The sequence below is a fragment of the Micromonospora sp. CPCC 205561 genome (assembly GCF_036906775.1).
In the GTDB taxonomy this organism is placed as follows: Bacteria; Actinomycetota; Actinomycetes; order Mycobacteriales; family Micromonosporaceae; genus Micromonospora.
Genome location: NZ_JBAKHV010000004.1, coordinates 112,300 through 130,494, shown reverse-complemented (window position 1 = coordinate 130,494; position 18,195 = coordinate 112,300). Strand labels below are relative to the sequence as shown.

Here is an 18,195-nt window from a genome sequence, read left to right as displayed (position 1 = left end):
CGCTCGCCGACCGGCGCCGAAGGAGAGGCCGTGGACCTTCCGTACGTCATCCGCAGTGACCGCCCCGGGGAGAGGCTCACCGACCGGATCGCGGCCGACCGCCCCGAGATCCGGCACAGGTTACGCACCAACGGCGCGGTCCTGCTCCGCGCCTTCGACGTCGGCGGAGTCGACGGTCTCGAGGCGGCGGTGCGGGCGCTGTCCGGTGATCCGCTGCCCTACACGGAGCGTTCCTCGCCCCGGTCGACGATCAAGGGGAGGATCTACACCTCCACCGACTACCCACCCACCGAGGAGATCTTCTTCCACAACGAGAACTCCTACCAGAGTTCCTGGCCGATGACGCTGTACTTCCACTGCGTACAGCCGCCCCTGGAGCGGGGCGCCACCCCGCTGGCGGACACCCGCGGCGTGCTGCGGGAGCTCGACCCGACGGTGCTGGAGGAGTTCGCCAGGCGCCGGTGGATGGTCCGGCGCAACTTCACCCCCGACGTGGGCCTCCCCTGGCAGAAGGTGTTCGACACCACCGACCGTGACCAGGTCGACCGCTACTGCGCCGAGCACGGCATCGAGGCGCAGTGGCTCGGCCCGCAATGGCTGCGCACGACGTCGGTCCGCGATGCCGTGCACCGGCACCCGCAGACCGGGGAGCGGGTGTGGTTCAACCACGCCGCCGTCTTCCACGTCACCACCCTCGGGCCCGACGTCCGCTCCGGGCTGCTGGAGATGTTCGGGGAGGACGGCCTGCCCAGCAACAGCTACTTCGGCGACGGAGGCGCGATCCCCGACGACGTCATCGGCCACGTCCGCGACTGCTACCGCGCGGCGGGCACCCGATTCGACTACGAGCGCGACGACGTGCTCGTGATCGACAACATGCTGACCTCCCACGCGCGTGAGCCGTTCCGGGGCCCGCGCCGGATCGCCGTCGCCATGGCCGAACCGGTGCCGACGGTCGGAGCGGCGTCATGAGCGGGGCCGGTCCGGTCGTCTCGGGCGAGGCCTCCTCGGCGCAGCGCCGCATCCACTTCCTCGACCAACTGGTGCCGGACGGCGCGGTGCAGAACATCACCCGGGCCCTCGATCTGCACGGTGAGCTGGACGTCGCGGCGCTCGACCGGGCACTGCGGCGGACGGTGCGCCGGCACGAGAGCCTGCGGACCTGTTTCGCCGTCGTCGACGGCAGCCTGCGTCAGCTGATCACCGAGCGGGAGCCGCGGCTGCGCGTCGTCGACGTCCGTGACGTCCTGTCGGGGGACGCCGCGCCGTCGCCGGCGGGACTGGTGCAGGCGCTGACCGACCAGGAGGCGGTACGCGTGTTCGACCTCGCGCGCGCCCCGCTGCTGCGCCTCACCCTGCTGCACACCGGTCCGCGCCGGTACGTGCTGTTGACGTCGTTCCACCACATCATCGCCGACGCCTGGTCGGTCGACATCTTCTTCACCGAGCTGGCGGCGCTCTACCGTGCCGAACGGACCGGAGAGCCGGCGCTCCTGCCCGAACCGCAGTTGCAGTACGCCGACTACGCCGCCTGGCAGAACCGGCTGATGCGGGCCGGCCGTTGGGAACGCGGCAGCGCCTACTGGCGGGAGCAGTTGCGGGACGCGACGGAGCTGGCCCTGCCCACGGACCGTCCCCGACCCGCCCGGCCCGCGTACCGCGGTGACAGCCACCGCTTCTCCCTCGACACCGTCGTCGCGGCACGTCTGGGGGAAGTCGCCCGCGCGGAGGGTGCCACCGTCTTCATGGCGCTGCTCGCCGGATTCGCGATCCTCCTGCACCGCTGCACGGGCCAGCGGGACATCGTCGTGGGCGGAACGGCCTCGGGACGCGACCGGCCGGAGGTCGAGTCGCTGATCGGCGCCTTCGTCAACATGCTCGCCCTCCGGGTCCGGGTGGACGGCGAGCGGAGCGCCCGCGAGGTGCTCCGGCTCACCTCGGAGACCTGCCAGGACGCGTACGAGTACCAGGACGTCCCGTTCGAGCAGGTGGTGGCGGCGCGGGGCGAGGCACGCCGGTCGGACCGCCACCCGATCTTCCAGGTCGTGTTCCAGATGATCACGGAGTCGGACCCGGAGTTGGCCCTGCCGGGTGTCACCGGCACGTTGCGCGAGGTCGACCGGGAGAACTCCACCTACGACCTGGTCTGCACGGTCACCCGGACGCGGGAGCGGCTCGCCGGGCGGATCGACTACGACACCGATCTCTTCGCACCCTCGTCCGTCGTGGCGCTCGCCGACTGCTGGCTGGCCATCCTCGCCGACCTCGCCAGGGACCCGGACCGGAAGGTCCGCGAGCTGGCACCCGGCGGTGACCGTACGGCCGGCGCGGCACCGGCTCCGGTGCCACGGGCCGCGCTGGACCAGGTGCTCGACGTCGCCGCGCTCGCCGGACCCGACGCGGGAGACGACGTGCGCGGCGAGGTCGTCGACGTGCACGGGCTGCCGACGCCGGTGGGTATGCCCGGCGCGCTGTGGGTTGTCGCCGGAGGCCGGCGGATTCGCACCGGGCGGCTGGTCCGGCGGCGCCCGGACGGGACCCTGGCGCCGGCGTACCTGCCCGACCACCCCGCCGAGGGGGTCGAAACACCGGTCGCGGGCACCGGCCCCACGGACGCGACCGAGGCCGCGATCGCCGCGATCTGGAGCGAGGTACTCGCCCGCCCCGACATCGGCCGGCACGACAACTTCTTCGTGCTGGGCGGGCACTCCCTGCTGGCGACCGTCGTCGTGACCCTCATCCAGGAGCGTCTCGGGGCGCCGCTCAGCCTGGCCGACTTCTTCCTGTACCCGACGGTCGCCGGGCTCGCGGCCGAACTGACCGCGCGGCCGGCCGTCGCGGGGACCGACGGCGAGCTGGCCGACATGTTGGCCGACCTGGAGCGCGAGTCGAGATGACCGAGACGACCGGGGCGCCGACGTCCCGCACCGGGTCCGCGCCGACCAGCGCGACGACGGCAGGTGCCGCCGCCATCCCGGACGTGGTCGGGCTGATCGAGCGGTGTGCCGCGGGTACGCCGGACGCCGTCGCGGTGACCATGGGCGACGCCCACCTGACGTACCGGCAGCTCGACCGGCGCGCCGACGGGCTCGCCCGGCGGCTTCGGGACCTCGGCGTCGGCCCGGGACGGATCGTCGGCCTGCACGCCGACCGGTCGCCCGAGCTGATCGTCGGCCTGCTCGCCGTGCTGAAGTCCGGCGGCGCCTACCTGCCCCTCGACCCGGCGCTGCCCGACGACCGCCTGCGCTTCATGGTCGACGACGCCGCCGCGTCGATCGTGCTGACCCGACCGGGGCGGCACGGCCCGATGACCGGCGGCTCGTACGACCTGGTCTCCCTGCACGAGGACGGGGACGGGGACGGGGACGGGACGAGGCTCGGGGCCCCGGCCGGGGCCGGCCCACGGGACCTGGCGTACGTGATGTACACCTCCGGCTCCACCGGGCGGCCGAAGGGCGTCATGGTGGAGCGCCAAGGGCTGGCGAACTACGTGCGATGGCTGACGGCCGAGTTCTCGCCGGGCCGCCCGGTGCACAGTCTGCTGCACACCTCGATCGCCTTCGACTTCTCCGCCACCAACATCTACCTGCCGTTGGTCACCGGCGGGAGCCTCGCGCTGGCGCCGCCGGACGCCGACCACGAGGCCCTCGCCCGACTGCTCCAGGACTCGCGGCTGGACCTCGTCCGGGTGACCCCGTCGCACGCCGAGCTGCTGGACGCCGCGACGGGCGGGCGGACGCCACCACCCGGGCCGCGGTACGTCGTCGTGGGCGGCGAGATCCTCCGGGCGCACCAGGTGTCGACCCTGCGGCGCCTCTTTCCCGGATCGGTCGTCTACAACCACTACGGACCGACCGAGACGGTGATCGGGCGCTGCTTCCTGCGACTCGACGAATCCGCCGGGTTCCATCTGGACGACTACGCCGCCCATGATCCCGTGCCGGTCGGCGGCCCGATCCCGAACACCCGGCTCACGGTGCGTCCCCGGGAGCCGGAGGAGACCGCGGACGACACCGGCGAGCTGCTGATCGGCGGGCTCGGCCTGGCCCGCGGGTACCTGAACCTCCCCGCGCTCACCGAGCGGAGCTTCGTCACGCTGCCGGACGGTACCCGGGCGTACCGGACCGGCGACCTGGTGCGCCTGGACGACCGGCGGCGGCTCGTGGTGGTGGGGCGGGCCGACGACCAGGTCAAGATCCGTGGCCACCGCGTGGAGCTGGGCGAGGTCGAGGCCTGCCTGCGGGCGTCCGACGAGGTACGCGCCGCCGCCGTCGTGAAGGTCGCCTCCCCCGGCGACGCCCTGGTCGCATTCGTCGTACCCGAACGGGACGGGCATCCCGATCCGGCCGCGCTGCGCGCCGCCCTGGCCCGGAGGCTGCCGAACTACATGCTGCCGCACCGGTTCGTCGTACTGGACGCGCTGCCGCTCTCCGCCAACCGCAAGCTCGACCGGGCCGCCCTGGCCGCGCTGGCGGTCGCCCCCGCGCCGCGGCCGGTGGCCGAGCCGTCCGACCCGCGCCCGGAGAGCCGGGAGGAGCGGTTCCTGCGGTGCGTACGGGACGTGCTGGGGCTGAGCGACTTGTCGGCGGACGACGACTTCCTCGCCCTGGGCGGCGACTCGATCGCCGCGATGAAGCTGGCCGCCCGGTGCCGGGCGATCGGCATCGAGCTGCGGTACACCCAGATCCTCGTCGCCCGGAGCCTCGGCGAGACGCTGGACGGCGCCACCCGCTAGCGCGGCGTCGGCGACACGGCGGCGGAGCCGTACCGTGAGGGCCGCGAGTCCACGCCCGCGTACCAGTCGACCAGGGCCCGCTCCGCGGCCCGGCGGCGCTCCCGGGTGCCGGTGTCCTCACCGTCGTTGAGGACCATGAGGTCACGGCCCAGCCGGTGCAGCTCGACGACCTGCTCCTGGCTGAACCCGCGGCCGAGCAGGTAGGGCAACGCCCAGAAGTCGAAGTTCCACATCGGCATCCACAGCGACTCCGTCACCTCCGCGAAGACGCGGTCCACGGCGTCGCACGCGCCCGCCGAGTCCATCGTCGCGTGCCGCCAGCGGAAGTCCCTGCCGGTCAGCGCGTACTTCGCCGCCTGCTGGTGGATCGGGGCCCGGTGGTTGTACCACCACGGCTCGATCCGGAAGAACGTCGGCGCCACGTCGTTGACGAAGTCGATCGTGTTCTGCACCGTCCGCTCCGTCTCGCCGGGAAAGCCGGCGATGAACGAGGCGAACGACATGATGCCGCGCTCGTTGAGCCGCTCGATGCCGTTGCGGTACCGGTCGACGCTGGCCGACTTGCTCATCGCCTTCAGGACCGTGTCGTCGCCCGACTCGATGCCGAGGAAGACGCCGGCGCACCCGCTGCGCGCCATCAGGTCGAACATGTCGCTGCCCCGTACGTTGCCGCACCGGAAGTACGAGTACCAGCGGAACCCGTACCCCTTGCGGATCATGAGCTGGCAGATCTCGACGAAGCGCGGAAGCGGCACGTTGAAGGTGTCGTCGACGAAGACGACGTCCGTCGCGCCCAGTTCGGCCATGGCGTCGAGTTCCCGTTCGATCGTGGGCAGCGAGGCCAGCGACAGCGCGCCCGCCCGGATCGGGTAGTCGCAGAAGCCGCACTTGAACGCGCAGCTGCGCGCCGTCCGGGTCTGGAGCACGGGTCCCAGGTCGCCGCCGTCGAACCGACCCCACTCGATGGCGCACTCGTCGAGTGAGTTGTTCTCCGGCACCCGGCGGGTGCTCACCACCGTCTCCCCGTCACGCACCCACAGCAGGTTCGGCACGTCCTCGAGCGGTCGTCCTTCGCGGACGGCGGCGGCCAGCCGACGCAGCGTGTCCTCGCCCTGCCCGTCGTGCACGTACACGTCGGCGCCGATCTCGGCCAGCACCCAGGGCAGCGTGGCCGCGTCGGCGTCCACGATCAGGTTGGCGACCAGCGGCCCGCCGACCACCACCATCGTCTCCGGGTTGCGCTCCCGGACGAACTCGACCAGCTCGATCACCGGCCCCGGCGAGACGTAGAACGTGGTGGTGATGACGGTGAGCACGGGGTCTCGGCCGGTCAGCAGGGCCGCCAGCCGGTCCTGCTCCGGGCGGAACGCCGAGACGAAGTCCGCCTCGTACCCGTGCCGGCGCAGGTGGCTGGTCAGGTACACGGCGGCGAGGTTCGGGACCTCGCCGATGTGGTACCCGACGTGGCCGGCGCCCGCGCCGGAGCGGCGACGGTCCAGTTCCGACAGCAGGTCCATGTACGGCAGCCGCTGGCCGTCGAAGCGCACGTGGTCGTGGCGGGCGGTCCGGTACTCGATGGCCTGGCCGCCCTTGCGGCCCACCAGGTCCAGGTGACGCGAGAAGGGCGTGTCGTTGTAGCCGATGATCAGACAGTCGAGCCGCATCGTGCGTCCCTTCGTAGGTCCTCCGACGCGACGCCGCGCTACCGGCGCGCGCAGAGCATGAACATCTGACTCGGTGCCGCGGGGTCCCTGCCGGTGCGCTCCGCGTCCAGGTCGACCAGCCGGGAGAGGTGCGCCGCGCCCGTGCCGGAGACAGTGGAGCCGGCGATCAGCCAGTCCGGGAACGTGCAGAAGCTCTTGGTCGTGACGTCGCGGAACCCCGACCGGGCGCACTCCCCCGCCAGGGTCCCCGGCGGCGTGAGCCGCCCGCGCAGGTCGGCCGCCTCCCGGGGTGAGTAGAAGGACAGGAACGTCTGGAACCGGCAGTCGGGGTTCCACGCGCTCACCACCAGCCGGCCCCCGGGGCGCAGGGTTCGCCGGGCCTCGGCGAAGAACCGCCCGCGCTGCGCGGCCGAGAGGTGGTTGATGGTGCCCATCATGCAGCTGACCAGGTCGAAGGATCCGGTCCGGAACGGCAGGAAGGTCCCGTCGGCGACCGCGAACCGCCGCTGCCACCGCCCGTCGACACAGGCCCGTACGCCGGCGTCGCTCAGGTCGACGCCGAACGAACGGACGCCGTAGCGGCCGAGCACCTGGGGGTAGCGCATGGTGCCGCTGCCCACGTCGAGCGACGTGCGGTAGCGGTCGACGGGACCGAGGGCGTGCAGCAGCTCGACCGACTCGAGCTGCTTCTTCGCGGTGTCCGTCACCCCGGTGTTCTCGAACTGGAGGTAGAACGTGGCGTCGTAGGCGTCCAGCCGGGTCGCGTCGGCGTCGAGCAACCCACGGTCGGCGAGTTCCCCGACCAGCGCCGCCGTTCCCGGCGTACGCCGGGCCGACCCGGGTGCCTCGGCCGGGGCGGGCGCCGCGCGGCAGGCGGCGTGCCGCGCCTGGGCGTCGAGGTAGCTGACGTCCCAGGCCAGCAGGACCTCGAAGCAGTCGGCCGCCTCGCCGGGGCGGCCCTGCTCCTGAAGGCGCCGGGCCCGGTGGTAGAGCTCTCGGAGCTCCTCCTCGCCGGGACCGCCGAGCGACGCCTGCTGGAACGCGATCGCCGCCGCGGCCGGGGCACCGACCCGCTGGAAGCACTGCGCGGCGGCGTACCACGCGGAGGCCCTGAGCCGCGCGGACGCGGTGGCCGCCTGGAAGTAGGCGACCGCCTCGCCCGGCTCGCCCCGGTCGCGCAGCGCGCGGCCCACCTCGTACGCGGCGGACGAGTGGCCGTGCAGGGCCGCCCCGGCCGCCCGGGCCACCGCCACGACCGCGGCGTCGCCCTCTCCGGCGCCGGCCGCGCCGACGCGTTGCAGCTGGCGTATCCGGTGCACGGCGAAGGACGGGCCGGCGGTGGCGGCGTAGAGCCGGGCGGCGCGGTCGAGGGTGCCCGCGTCGACCGTGCCGAGCAGCCGACGCTCCGCGTCCAGGAGAGTCGCGGCCTGGGCGGCCGTCAGCGACGGCCGCAGCGCGTGCACGGTGCCGGTCGCGGTGCCGGCGAAGACCTTCGTGCCGTCGGCGCCCGCGGTGACGGCGGTGATCGGGCCGTCGAGGGTGGCGGCACAGAGCGGCGTGCCGTCCAGCAGCAGGGTGAGTCGCGCGCCGTCGGCGACCAGCTCGCACCACGCCGGGTCCCCGGCGGGCGGGGCACCGGACGACCCGGCGGTGGCCGGCGAGCCGTCGGTGCCGAGGAGGGCACGTCCACCGGGGTAGGACACCTCCAGCACGTCGTCGCGCCGCCACGCGAGCGTGCGCACCGGCATGGCCATCGGGGCCGTCCAGAGCGGCTTCACCGGTCACTCCCGCCGGCCGCGGGCGCCACCGGCTGCGCCCCGATCCAGGCGCTCAGCTTCGCCACGGTCGGGTGCCGCAGGAAGGTCTCCAGCTCCGCCTGGATGCCGAACTCCTCGTTGAGCCGGTTGGTGAGCACCGCCGCGAGCAGGGACGTACCACCCAGCTGGAAGAAGTTGTCGTCCGGGCCCACGTCGACGGCGTCGAGGACGTCCTCCCACAGACGGCGGACCGCGTCCTCGACCGACCCCTCGGCCGTCGCCGCACCGGTGCCGCTGAGCACCACCTCGCGGGCGGCCAGCGCGGCCCGGTCGACCTTGCCGCTCGGCGTCGTCGGAAACCCGTCGACCGGCACGACCGCCACCGGCACCATGTGCGCCGGCAACGCCGACGTCAGCTGCCCGTGAACGTCGGCGGGCCACCCGCCCGGACCGGCGACGGCGTAGGCGACCAGCCTGCGCTCGGCGCCCGGCCGGCCGTGCGCGACCACCACGGCGTCGGCGAGGCCGGGCACGGCCTTCACCGCGACCTCCACCTCACCCAGCTCGACCCGATGGCCGCGGATCTTCACCTGGCCGTCGTCGCGGCCGAGGAACGTGACGGCGCCGTCCACGTCGAGGCGCCCGCGGTCCCCGGTCAGGTAGAGCCGCCCGCTGGCGGCGCCGTGCGGATCGGGCACGAAGCGTTCCGCCGTCAACGCCGGACGGTGCAGATAGCCACGGGCCAGCACCCGCCCGCCGATGGCGATCTCCCCCGTCGCGCCGACCGGCAGGGGCAGCCCGCGGTCGTCTAGCACCACGATGCCGGCGCCGTCGATCGCGGCGCCGATCGACGGCAGCTCGGGCCACTCGCCCGGGTCGCGCCCGAGCTGGATCGACGTCACGATGTGCGTCTCCGAGGGACCGTACTGGTTCACCAGGGTGGCCGCCGGCAGTGCCGCGAAGAAGCGCCGCAGCGCCGGCGTGACGTACAGCTGTTCCCCGGCGGTGATGACCTCCCGGACCGCCTGGGGGAATCGTTGCTGCCCGGCGGCCGCGCCCGCCAGCGCCTGGAGCGCGACGAACGGCATGAAGATCCGGTTGATCCGGTTATCGTCGACGAACCGCAGCAGGCGGTGCGGGTCACGCCGCACGTCCTCGTCCACCAGCACCAGGCAGCCACCGGCGGCCCAGGTGCTGAACATCTCCTGGAAGGACGCGTCGAAGCTGAACGCGGAGAACTGCAACGTGCGGGCGCCCTCCGCACAGCCCGACGCCCCGCGCTGCCACTCGATGAGGTTGGTCAGCGGGCCGTGCGGCATCGCCACGCCCTTGGGGACGCCGGTGGAGCCGGAGGTGTACATCACGTACGCCAGCTCTTCGTCGGTGACCGCGGGCCACGGCTGCCCGGGCGGCGCACCGTCCGACGGCTCCTCGTCCAACCACACCGTGCGCACGCCAACCCGCGACGGCAGGCGCTCGGCGATGTCGGGCTGGGTCAGCAGCACCCGTACGTCACTGTCGCGCAGCATGAACGCGAGGCGTGCCGGCGGGTAGGCCGGGTCCAGCGGCAGGTACGCCGCGCCGGCCCGCAGAGCGGCCAGCACGGCGACGGGCAGATTGACGGAACGGTCGACGGAGACGCCGACGATCCGGCCGGTCACGCCGAGGCGCAGCAGCCGCCGCGCGAGCCGGGACGCCGCCGCGTCCAGCGCCGCGTAGGTGAGGGTCTCGCCGTGGTACTCCACGGCGGGGGCGTCCGGCGCGGCCCGGCAGCGGTCGTCGAACAGACGCAGGACGCTCATGACCGCCCCCCAGGTGCCCGCAGGGCGTCGGTGAGGATCGTGGCCAGCTCCCTGACGTGCGGTTCGGTCAGCATCGAGTAGTGGTCGCCCGGGACGAGGTGCCGCCGCACCGGACGCTCGGTGATCCGCTGCCAGCTGTCGGCGGCCCGGTCCCGTCTCAGCGGGTCGGCGTCCGACGCGAGGACCAACAGGAGTTCCTCCACCGGCCGGACGGCGCGGTGGCGGCGCCGGGCCCGGTCGTGCGCGCGGAAGAGCGTCAGCCAGGTCAGCAGTTCGGTGAGGTCGGTGCCGGGCGGCAGGGCGCCCGCGGCGCGGGCCGCGGCGAGGACCCGGGCGAGGCCGTCGTCGAAGGAGAGCGCTCGCAGGTCGTCGGCCGGCACGGCGAAGGGACGCCCCATGACGCCGCCCAGGTGGGTGGCGAAGGCCGCCAGGATCTCGGTTTCGCCCGGCGCGTCGGTCTCCTCGGCCGGGTAGCTGTCCAGCAGCGCCAACAGGTCGACGCGCGCGCCGGCCGCGCGCAGCCGCCCGGCCATCTCGGCCGCGAGCACCCCGCCCATGGACCAGCCGATCAGCGAGTACGGCCCGGCCGGCTGCGCCTCGGTGAGCCGGGCGAGATGGTGTTCGGCGATGTCGGACAGCTCCGGCTCGTACGGATCGGTCTCCGCCGGCGGCGCCGGCAGCCCGTAGACGGGCCGCTCGGACGGCAGCAGCCGCACCAGCTCGCGGAAGGCGATGAGGTCGCCTCCGGCCGGATGCACGCAGAACACCGGGTCGCCGCCACCGCCGCGCCGCAGCGTCACCGGGCCCGCCGGGGAGTCCGGCTGCCGGCCGCCGAGGCCGCGCCGGACCAGGCCGCTGAGCACCGAGACGCTGGCGGCCTCCTCGTCGGCGTGCTCGAAGAGCACGGAGACCGGAACCACCGTCCCGAACGTCTTCTTGATCCGGGCGAGCAACTGGACGGCCAGCAGCGAGTGCCCGCCGAGCGTGAAGAAGTCGGCGTGGACGTCGACGCCGTCCACGCCGAGCAGATCCTCGTAGATCCGCGTCACCTCCAGTTCCACGCTGTCGCGCGGCACACTCCTCGCGGCGGTCACACCGTCACCTCCCTGTCAGCACGATGGATGGGCAGGAGAACGACCTCGAGCCGGTCGATGCCGTGCAGGAACGTCGAGGCGCTGCGCACCGGCTCCCCGCGCAGCTCGATCCGGTCCACCTTGGCGAGCAGCACCTGCAACAGCACGCGCACCTCCATCCGGCCGACCGACGCCCCGACGCAGTAGTGCGGTCCCGCGCCGAGGCTGAGGTGCCGGTTCGGCCGCCGGTCGATCCGGAAGGCGTCCGGTTCGGCGAAGACCGACTCGTCGCGGTTGCAGGACGGGATCCACAGCACGACGCGGTCGCCGGCGCCGATGCGGGCACCACCCAGTTCCACCTCGCGCGTCGCCGTGCGCATGAGGTGCATCGGTGGTGACGCCCAGCGGAGCACCTCCTCGACGGCCGACGGGAGGAGCGAGGCGTCCCGCCGCAGCCGCAGCCACTGGTCGGGATGCCGGGCGAAGGCCAGCAGGGCGCCGGAGACGGCGTGCCGGGACGTGCCCAGCCCGCCGTTGACCAGACCGTCGCAGCTGAGCAGGATCTCCTCGTCGGTGAGCCGCCGCTCCGGGTCCGGTTCGTGCGCCAGCGCGCTGACCACGTCCGCGCGCGGATCCGCCCGCCGGCTCTCCAGCAGGTCGGCGAAGTAGCCGAAGACGTGTGCGCTGGCGGCGCGGCGCGAGGTGCGCTCCGCCGGGTCGGTCTCCTCGGCGAAGGCCGAGCGGACGAGGGCGGCCAGCCGGGCGGTGTCCGCGTCGTCGGTGCCGAGCATCCGCCCCACCACCCAGATGGGCACCGCGCTGGCGAGGCGCTGCACGATCTCCACCGGTTCGCCCGTCACCATCGGCTCCAGCTCGGTCTCGAGCCGCCGGCGCAGCGCCTCCCGCATCGCCGCCACCTCGTTCGACCGGAACCAGGGCGCGTGCGCCGCGCGCAGCCGGGCGTGCTCCGCGCCGTCGGCGACGACGAGCATCCGGCCGGCCGCGGCCGCCACCGCGGCCTCGTCCGCGCCCAGTCGCATCCCGCCCGTCGAGGTGAACCGGACGGGATCCTCCAGCACCTGGCAGGCCAGGTCGTGGGTGGTCACCGACCAGAACGGGCCGTACCCGGGGGAGTCGAGTCTGGCGATCGGGCGGTGGCGGCGGACCGCCCGCCAGAGCGCCAGGTGGTCGGTCCGGCGGTGGGTCGCCGGGTCGGTGAGATCGGGCTCCGCGAGCCCCCGGTCGGTGGATTCGGGTGTCACGGCCGCTCAGCCCGCCGCCGTACGGTCCGGGCCGGTCCGCCCAGGTCGAGGATCATCGCGTCCAGCGCCGCGGTGAAGTCGGCGATCACCCGGTCGACGGTCGGCCCGTCGAAGAGCGTCGTGTCGTACTCCAGGAATCCCGTCATCGCACCGGGCTCGTCCTGCAGGACGAGCGCGAGGTCGAAACGCACGGCGTCGGAGGCGACCGGCACCTCGGTGACGTCGAGGCCGGGCAGCGTCGACGGCCGGCGCGGCGTGTTGTTCAACACCAGCTTCACCTGGAAGAGGGGGGTGCGCCGGCCGGACCGGCGCGGCCTCAGCGCCTGCACGACCCGTTCGAACGGCACCTGGTGGTGACGCAGTCCGTCCAGCACGGTGGTGCGGGCCCGGTCGAGCAGCTGCCGCCAGGTGGGGTCGCCCCCGGTGTCCATCCGCAGCACGATCTGGTTGACGAAGAAGCCGAGCATGGCCTCGGTCTCCGGCATCGACCGGTTGGCCACGTCCGTGCCGACCGCGACGTCGTCCTGACCGGTGAGGTCGCGCAGGGTCGCCGCCAGCGCGGCCAGCAGCACCATGAACGGCGTGGTACCGGTCGCCTGACCGAGGCTCCGCACGCCGCGGCTGACCGACGGCGACAGCCGGACCGGCACGCTGCGCCCGGCGGGCCGCGCATCGGGTGGATCCGGTCGCTGCGCCGGGCGCGGGAACAGCTCGCGGACGCCGGTGAGCCGCCGGGTCCAGAAGTCCAGCTGGGCGGCGAGGTGCCCGTCGCCGTACGACCTCCGCTGCCAGACGGCGTAGTCGGCGTACTGCGGGGTCGGCGGCGTCGGATCGGGTGGGCGCCCCGCCACCAGGCCGGCGTAGGTCTGCGCCAGCTCGGCCGTGAGCAGCCCGAAGGACCAGCCGTCGTGGACGATGTGGTGCATCGACAGCAGCCACGCGTGGTCCTCGTCGTCGAGCCGGACCACCTGTGCCCGCAGCACCGGGCCGGTCTCGAGGTCGAAGGGACGGTGGTACTCCCGGTCGACCAGCCGCCGCAGCTCGGCCTCGCGGTGCCCGGCCGGCAGCGCGGTCAGGTCGACCAGCGGCATCGGCACCGGCGCGGCGGGCAGGATCCGCTGCCGGGGCACGCCGTCGTCGTCGGCCACGATGACGGTACGGAGCACCTCGTGCCGGGCGACCACCGCGTCCACGGTCCCGGCGAGGGCCCGGACGTCCAGCGGGCCCGCGATCCGGTCGAACACCGGGACGTTGTACTGGTGGTCGCCGGGACGCAGCTGCGCCATGAACCAGAGGCGCTCCTGGGCGAAGGACGCGGGCAGCGGGTCGCGCCGATCGACCGGCACCAACGCCGGGAGGTCGTCCCCGGCGGCGGACAGGCCGTCGAGGTAGCTCGCCAGGTCGGCCAGGGTCCGGTGGTCGAACGGCGCCCGTACCGGCACGTCCACGCCGAGCAGCCCGCGCAGCTTGAACACCACCTGCAGGGTGAGCAGGGAGTGGCCGCCGAGCCCGAAGAAGTCGTCCTCCGGCCCGACGTCGTCGCAGCCCAGCAGCGCGCGCCAGATGTCGGCGACGACCCGCTCGGTTCCGGTCAGCGGTCGCGCGGGGGCCGCCCAGACGTTCTCCAGCACCGCCGGGTTCGTCGCCATGCGGCGCAGCTGGGCGCGGTCGACCTTCCCGTTCGAGTTGAGCGGCAGCTCGGCGACGGGCAGGTAGCGCGCCGGCAGCGCGGGTTCGGGCAGCCGCTCGCGCGCGTACCCGGCGAGTTCCGGGATCGCCGCCGCGCAGGCCCGGCTCCAGAGCGGATCGTTGGCGTACGGCCGGGCGTCCCAGGGCTCCTCCGGCGGGCGGTGGACGGGCCGGCCGGGCGCCCCGACCGGCTCGCGGCGGCGCAGGACGACGTCGTACGCGCCCTCGGCGTGTCCGGCCGCCCAGCTCAGCTCGACGTCGACGGACCCGTCGCCGGCCAGCTCCCACCAGTCCTCCGGGGCGGTCCCCTCCGCCGGCAGGCCGGTGGCGTAGGCCACGAGTTCACCGGCGGAGGAGGCGGGATCCCGCTCGTCCATCGACCGCTTGAGGCGGCGGGCCCAGGACAGGCGCGCGTTCGGGACGGCGGCCAGGCGCACGGCGTCGAGCCGCTCGGCGTCGAGCAGGCGGAGCAGGTCGGCGGGGGTACGGCGATCGGGTCCCCAGTCGTGGGTCGGGGGTTCCTCGGCGGCGACGGGCGTACCGACGGTCAGAATGACGTCGTAGCGGAAGGTGACCAGTTCGTTGTCCTGACGGCCGCGCTTGGGCAGCACCCGGACCCGCGCGATCCTCGGCCACCGCGCGCCGATCTCCCGGAACAGGGCGGGATCCAGGCACAGCTCCGGCTCGTGGGCGACGGCGCGCCGGACCCGCTGGCGCAGCTCGCCCAGGCGCAGCCCGACCGGGGCCCTGTGCACCTCCACCGACGTGTGGAACAGCTCCGACAACGGCAGGCTGCGCAGGTCACCGAGGAAGACGTGGCCGCCGTCGGGCAGCACGTCGACGGCCTGGCGCAGCACCCGCAGCAGGTACCCGACGGACGGAAAGTACTGCACCACCGAGTTCATGACGACGGTGTCCGGCGGTGCGCCCGCCGCGTCGGCCCGAAGACTCTCGTGGGCCGGCGCGGCCCGGGTCTCGACCCGGTCGGACCACGCGCCGCCCACGTCGCGCAGGGCACGCCGGACGTATTCCACGGCGGCGGGCGAGTTGTCCGTCGCCTGGTAGGACTCGCACGTCGGGGCCACCCGGCCGAGGATCATGCCGGTGCCACAGCCGATCTCGAGCACCCGAGACGGGCGCAGCCCTCGGATCCGCCCGGCGGCGTCGTCCAGCCATGCCCGCATGTCGGCGGGGTCGAGGGGCCGCCCGGAGTAGCTGCTCAGCCAGCCGGCGAGGTTGAAGAAGGGGTCCTGGTCGCCGTCGAGGTCGCGGTAGGTGTCCTCGTAGAGTTCCCGCCACTCCCGGACGCGGTCACGGTCCCACCCGCCGTCCCGCGTCCGCTGGCCCTCCAGGCAGACGAAGGCCACGATCTGCTCGTCACCGGTGTCGCGGCGGACCAGTTCCGCGGCGCTGGACCGCACCGCCGGATGACTGTCCAGGACGGCCTCGATCTCCCCGCACTCGATCCGGTGGCCGCGCACCTTGACCTGCTCGTCGCGGCGGCCCAGATATTCGAGACAGCCGTCGGGCAGGTACCGCACGACGTCGCCGGTGCGGTAGAGCCGGCCGCCCGGCTCGGGGCCGAACGGGTCGGGTACGAAGGCCGCCGCGGTGAGCGCGCCCCGGCGCCAGTAGCCCAGACCGACCCCGGCACCACCGACGTACAGCTCGCCGGGCACGCCGATCGGGGTGGGGCGCAGGGCGGCGTCCAGAACGTAGACGCGCGCGTTGCCGATCGGCGTGCCGATCGGCACCCGGCCGTACGGCGTGACCTGGTCACCGTCGTACGCGGTGCAGGCCACGGCCGTCTCGGTCGGCCCGTACTCGTTGACCAGCCGGATCCCGGGCCGACCGCGACGCAGCCCGGCCACCGTCTCCCCGCGCAGCCCCTCCCCGCCGAGGATGACCGTCCGGCACGGCAGGGCCGGTGCGTCGTCCCCTGCGGACTCGACCAAAAGACGTAGGTGGGACGGGGTCAGCTTGACGAAGCTCAGATCGTCGGCCTCGTCGAGCAGGGCCCGCAGTTCCGCTCCGGGCACGTCGCGCTCGGCGGCGGCGAGGAGCAGCTGCTGGCCGGCGAGCAGCGGCGCGAACAGGCTGGTCACCGCCAGGTCGAAGGCCAGCGGCGAGTGCACCGCCACCCCGGTTCCCGCTGAGACGGTGTAATAGCGGGCGGCCCACCGCAGGTAGTTCACCACGTTGCGGTGGGTGAGCAGGGCGGCCTTGGGTCGGCCGGTCGAGCCGGAGGTGTACATCAGGTAGAGCAGGTGGTCGGCCGACACCGGTACGGGGAGGGGCTCCGCCGGCCGCGCCGCGATCGACGCGCGTTCGGCGTCCAGGCTCACCACCCGCAGGGCGCGGCGGTCCACACCCTCCGGCACTCCGTCGGGCACGACGAGCAGGGCGCTGCCGCTGTCGGCGAGCATGGCGCCGGTGCGCAGTGGCGGCTGCCGCGGATCGAGCGGGAGGTATGCCGCGCCGGTCTTCATGATTGCCAGCAGCACGGCCACCGTGTCCGGCGCGTGCGACAGCAGCACCGCCACCGTGCCGCCGGGCCGGGCGCCGGCGTCCCAGAGGTGGTGGGCGAGCCGGTTCGCCCACCGCACCAGCTCGCGGTAGGTGAGCACGGTCCCGGCGCAGCGCACCGCGGGCGCGTCCGGGCTCCGTTCGGCCTGCCGATCGACCAGCTCGTGCAGCGGCGCGTCGACGCCCGGCGCGGCGGTGTCGTTCCACTCGGACAGGATCCGGTGCAGCTCCTCCCCCGACATGACCGGCAACTCGGCCAGGCGCCGACCCGGATCGGCGGTGGCCGCCGCCAACAGCTCGCGGAACGAGGTGGCCAGCCGGGCGACGGTGTCTTCGTCGAACAGGTCGGTGGAGTAGTCGATCAGGCATTCCAGCCCCTGGTCGGACTCCCAGACGTTGACGTCCAGGTCGAAGCGGGCCGACTCGGTGCCCGTCTCCAGCAGCGTCACCGTGAGGTCGGAGAGCGACGCGGCCAGCGGCGGCGTGTTGTGCAGCGTGAAGTTGACCTGGTAGAGCGGGTTACGGCCGAGGTCACGCTCCGGGAACAGCCGCTGGGCGATGAGGTCGACGGAGACGTCCTGGTGGGCGTACGCCGCCAGGCAGGTGTCGCGTACGTGGCGCAGGAGTTCGTCGAAGGTCTGCCCGCCACGCGGGCGGATCCGGAACAGGACGGAGTTGGCGAAGAAGCCGATCAGGTCGTGCAGTTCCGGGTGCCGGCGGTTCGCCACCGCGCCACCGATGACGATGTCGTCCTGGCCGCTCCACCGGTGCAGGACGGCACCGAGGGCGGCCAGCAGGGTCATGTGCGCGGTGCCACCGCGGCGGCGGCTCAGCTCGCCCACCGCCCGCGTGAGGTCGGCGCCGAGCGCGAACCGGTGGGTCGCGCCGCGATGGCTCTGCGCGGCGGGGCGTGGCCGGTCGGTGTACAGCGTCAGGGCCTCGGGCGCGCCGCTGAGCTGGGCCTGCCAGAAGGCGAGCTGCTTGCGCGCCTCCGCGCCGTTCTCCCAGTCCGCCTGCCACCGGCTGTACCCGGCGTACTGCACCGTGAGCGGGCTCAGCGGGCTGGGCCGCCCGGCGGCGAAGGCGCGGTAGAGCTCGTCCAGCTCACGCCCGAGCACGCTGAGCGACCAGCCGTCGACCGCGACGTGGTGGAACGTGACGAGCAGGACCGACTCGTGCTCCGCGAGGAGGACGAGGCTGGTCCGCACCGGGGGGTCGACGCCCAGGTCGAACGGACGGCGCCGCTCGATCGACGCGAGCCGGTCGCTCTCCCGGCGCGCGACGTCCGGCTTCAGGCCCCGCAGGTCGATCACGGGCAGCGCCGGTACGAGGGTCGGCCGGACCCGCTGGCAGGCCACCCCGTCCACGACGGGAAAGGTCGTCCGCAGGATCTCGTGCCGGGACACGATCTCGCGCAGGCAGCGCCGCAGCACACCGACCCGCAGCGGTCCGGCCAGGTGGAACGGGTTGACACTGGTGTAGAACGCGCTCTCCGGCCGCAGCCGGTGCAGGAAGAGGATGCGGCGCTGCGCCGACGACACCGGGGCGTCGCCCTCGGCGGCTCCGCCGTACAGGGCCAGCGGGCCGACCATCCCCCGGTCGCGCAGCCGCTCGGTCAACGCACCACGTTGCTCGGGCGTGAGGCTCTGGATCCGCTGGGTCAGCTCACGCACGGTCGCTCCCCTCT

General features: G+C 73.8%; 9 protein-coding genes. 3 read left to right on the top strand and 6 right to left on the bottom strand.

The features are described 5' to 3' along the window. The first annotated feature begins 30 nt into the window (after positions 1-30). Genes V6V16_RS04900 through V6V16_RS04890 form a run of 3 tightly spaced genes read left to right on the top strand, consistent with a single transcriptional unit; the run spans position 31 to position 4,735 of the window. A complete protein-coding gene (locus tag V6V16_RS04900; protein WP_334559768.1) occupies positions 31-972 on the top strand; it encodes a TauD/TfdA family dioxygenase in 942 nt (313 codons plus the stop codon). Next, positions 969-2,897, top strand: a complete 1,929-nt coding sequence (locus tag V6V16_RS04895) for a condensation domain-containing protein (RefSeq protein ID WP_334559766.1) — start codon at positions 969-971, stop codon at positions 2,895-2,897. Before V6V16_RS04900 ends, V6V16_RS04895 begins: the two co-directional genes overlap by 4 nt. Then, on the top strand, positions 2,894-4,735 hold the full coding sequence (locus V6V16_RS04890) for a non-ribosomal peptide synthetase (protein WP_334559764.1): 1,842 nt from the start codon (positions 2,894-2,896) through the stop codon (positions 4,733-4,735). The genes V6V16_RS04895 and V6V16_RS04890 overlap by 4 nt, the downstream gene beginning before the upstream one ends. Here V6V16_RS04890 and V6V16_RS04885 read toward each other — a convergent pair. The 6 genes from V6V16_RS04885 to V6V16_RS04860 are packed head-to-tail and all read right to left on the bottom strand — an operon-like array spanning position 4,732 to position 18,181. Further along, the gene (locus V6V16_RS04885; protein WP_334559763.1) at positions 4,732-6,399 is read right to left on the bottom strand and encodes a PhpK family radical SAM P-methyltransferase; all 1,668 of its coding nucleotides are present in this window, start codon (positions 6,397-6,399) and stop codon (positions 4,732-4,734) included. The genes V6V16_RS04890 and V6V16_RS04885 overlap by 4 nt on opposite strands. A 38-nt stretch (positions 6,400-6,437) precedes the next feature. Beyond that, positions 6,438-8,177 carry a class I SAM-dependent methyltransferase gene (locus V6V16_RS04880; protein ID WP_334559761.1) on the bottom strand — a complete coding sequence of 580 codons (1,740 nt, stop codon included), beginning with the start codon at positions 8,175-8,177 and terminating at the stop codon, positions 6,438-6,440. Then, positions 8,174-9,958, bottom strand: a complete 1,785-nt coding sequence (locus tag V6V16_RS04875; protein WP_334559760.1) for a non-ribosomal peptide synthetase — start codon at positions 9,956-9,958, stop codon at positions 8,174-8,176. Before V6V16_RS04875 ends, V6V16_RS04880 begins: the two co-directional genes overlap by 4 nt. Further along, complete coding sequence (locus V6V16_RS04870) at positions 9,955-11,052, bottom strand: thioesterase domain-containing protein (RefSeq protein ID WP_334559758.1); 1,098 nt, start codon at positions 11,050-11,052, stop codon at positions 9,955-9,957. Before V6V16_RS04870 ends, V6V16_RS04875 begins: the two co-directional genes overlap by 4 nt. After that, on the bottom strand, positions 11,049-12,293 hold the full coding sequence (locus tag V6V16_RS04865; RefSeq protein WP_334559756.1) for a cytochrome P450: 1,245 nt from the start codon (positions 12,291-12,293) through the stop codon (positions 11,049-11,051). Before V6V16_RS04865 ends, V6V16_RS04870 begins: the two co-directional genes overlap by 4 nt. Continuing rightward, complete coding sequence (locus V6V16_RS04860; RefSeq protein ID WP_334559755.1) at positions 12,290-18,181, bottom strand: amino acid adenylation domain-containing protein; 5,892 nt, start codon at positions 18,179-18,181, stop codon at positions 12,290-12,292. Before V6V16_RS04860 ends, V6V16_RS04865 begins: the two co-directional genes overlap by 4 nt. Between the last annotated feature and the right edge of the window lie 14 nt (positions 18,182-18,195).

What these genes read in the sequence shown, in the direction of transcription:
- V6V16_RS04875 (WP_334559760.1), bottom strand. Translation starts at nt 9,958, where the DNA reads ATGAGCGTCCTGCGTCTGTTCGACGACCGCTGCCGGGCCGCGCCGGAC.
- V6V16_RS04890 (WP_334559764.1), top strand. Translation starts at nt 2,894, where the DNA reads ATGACCGAGACGACCGGGGCGCCGACGTCCCGCACCGGGTCCGCGCCG.
- V6V16_RS04895 (WP_334559766.1), top strand. Translation starts at nt 969, where the DNA reads ATGAGCGGGGCCGGTCCGGTCGTCTCGGGCGAGGCCTCCTCGGCGCAG.
- V6V16_RS04885 (WP_334559763.1), bottom strand. Translation starts at nt 6,399, where the DNA reads ATGCGGCTCGACTGTCTGATCATCGGCTACAACGACACGCCCTTCTCG.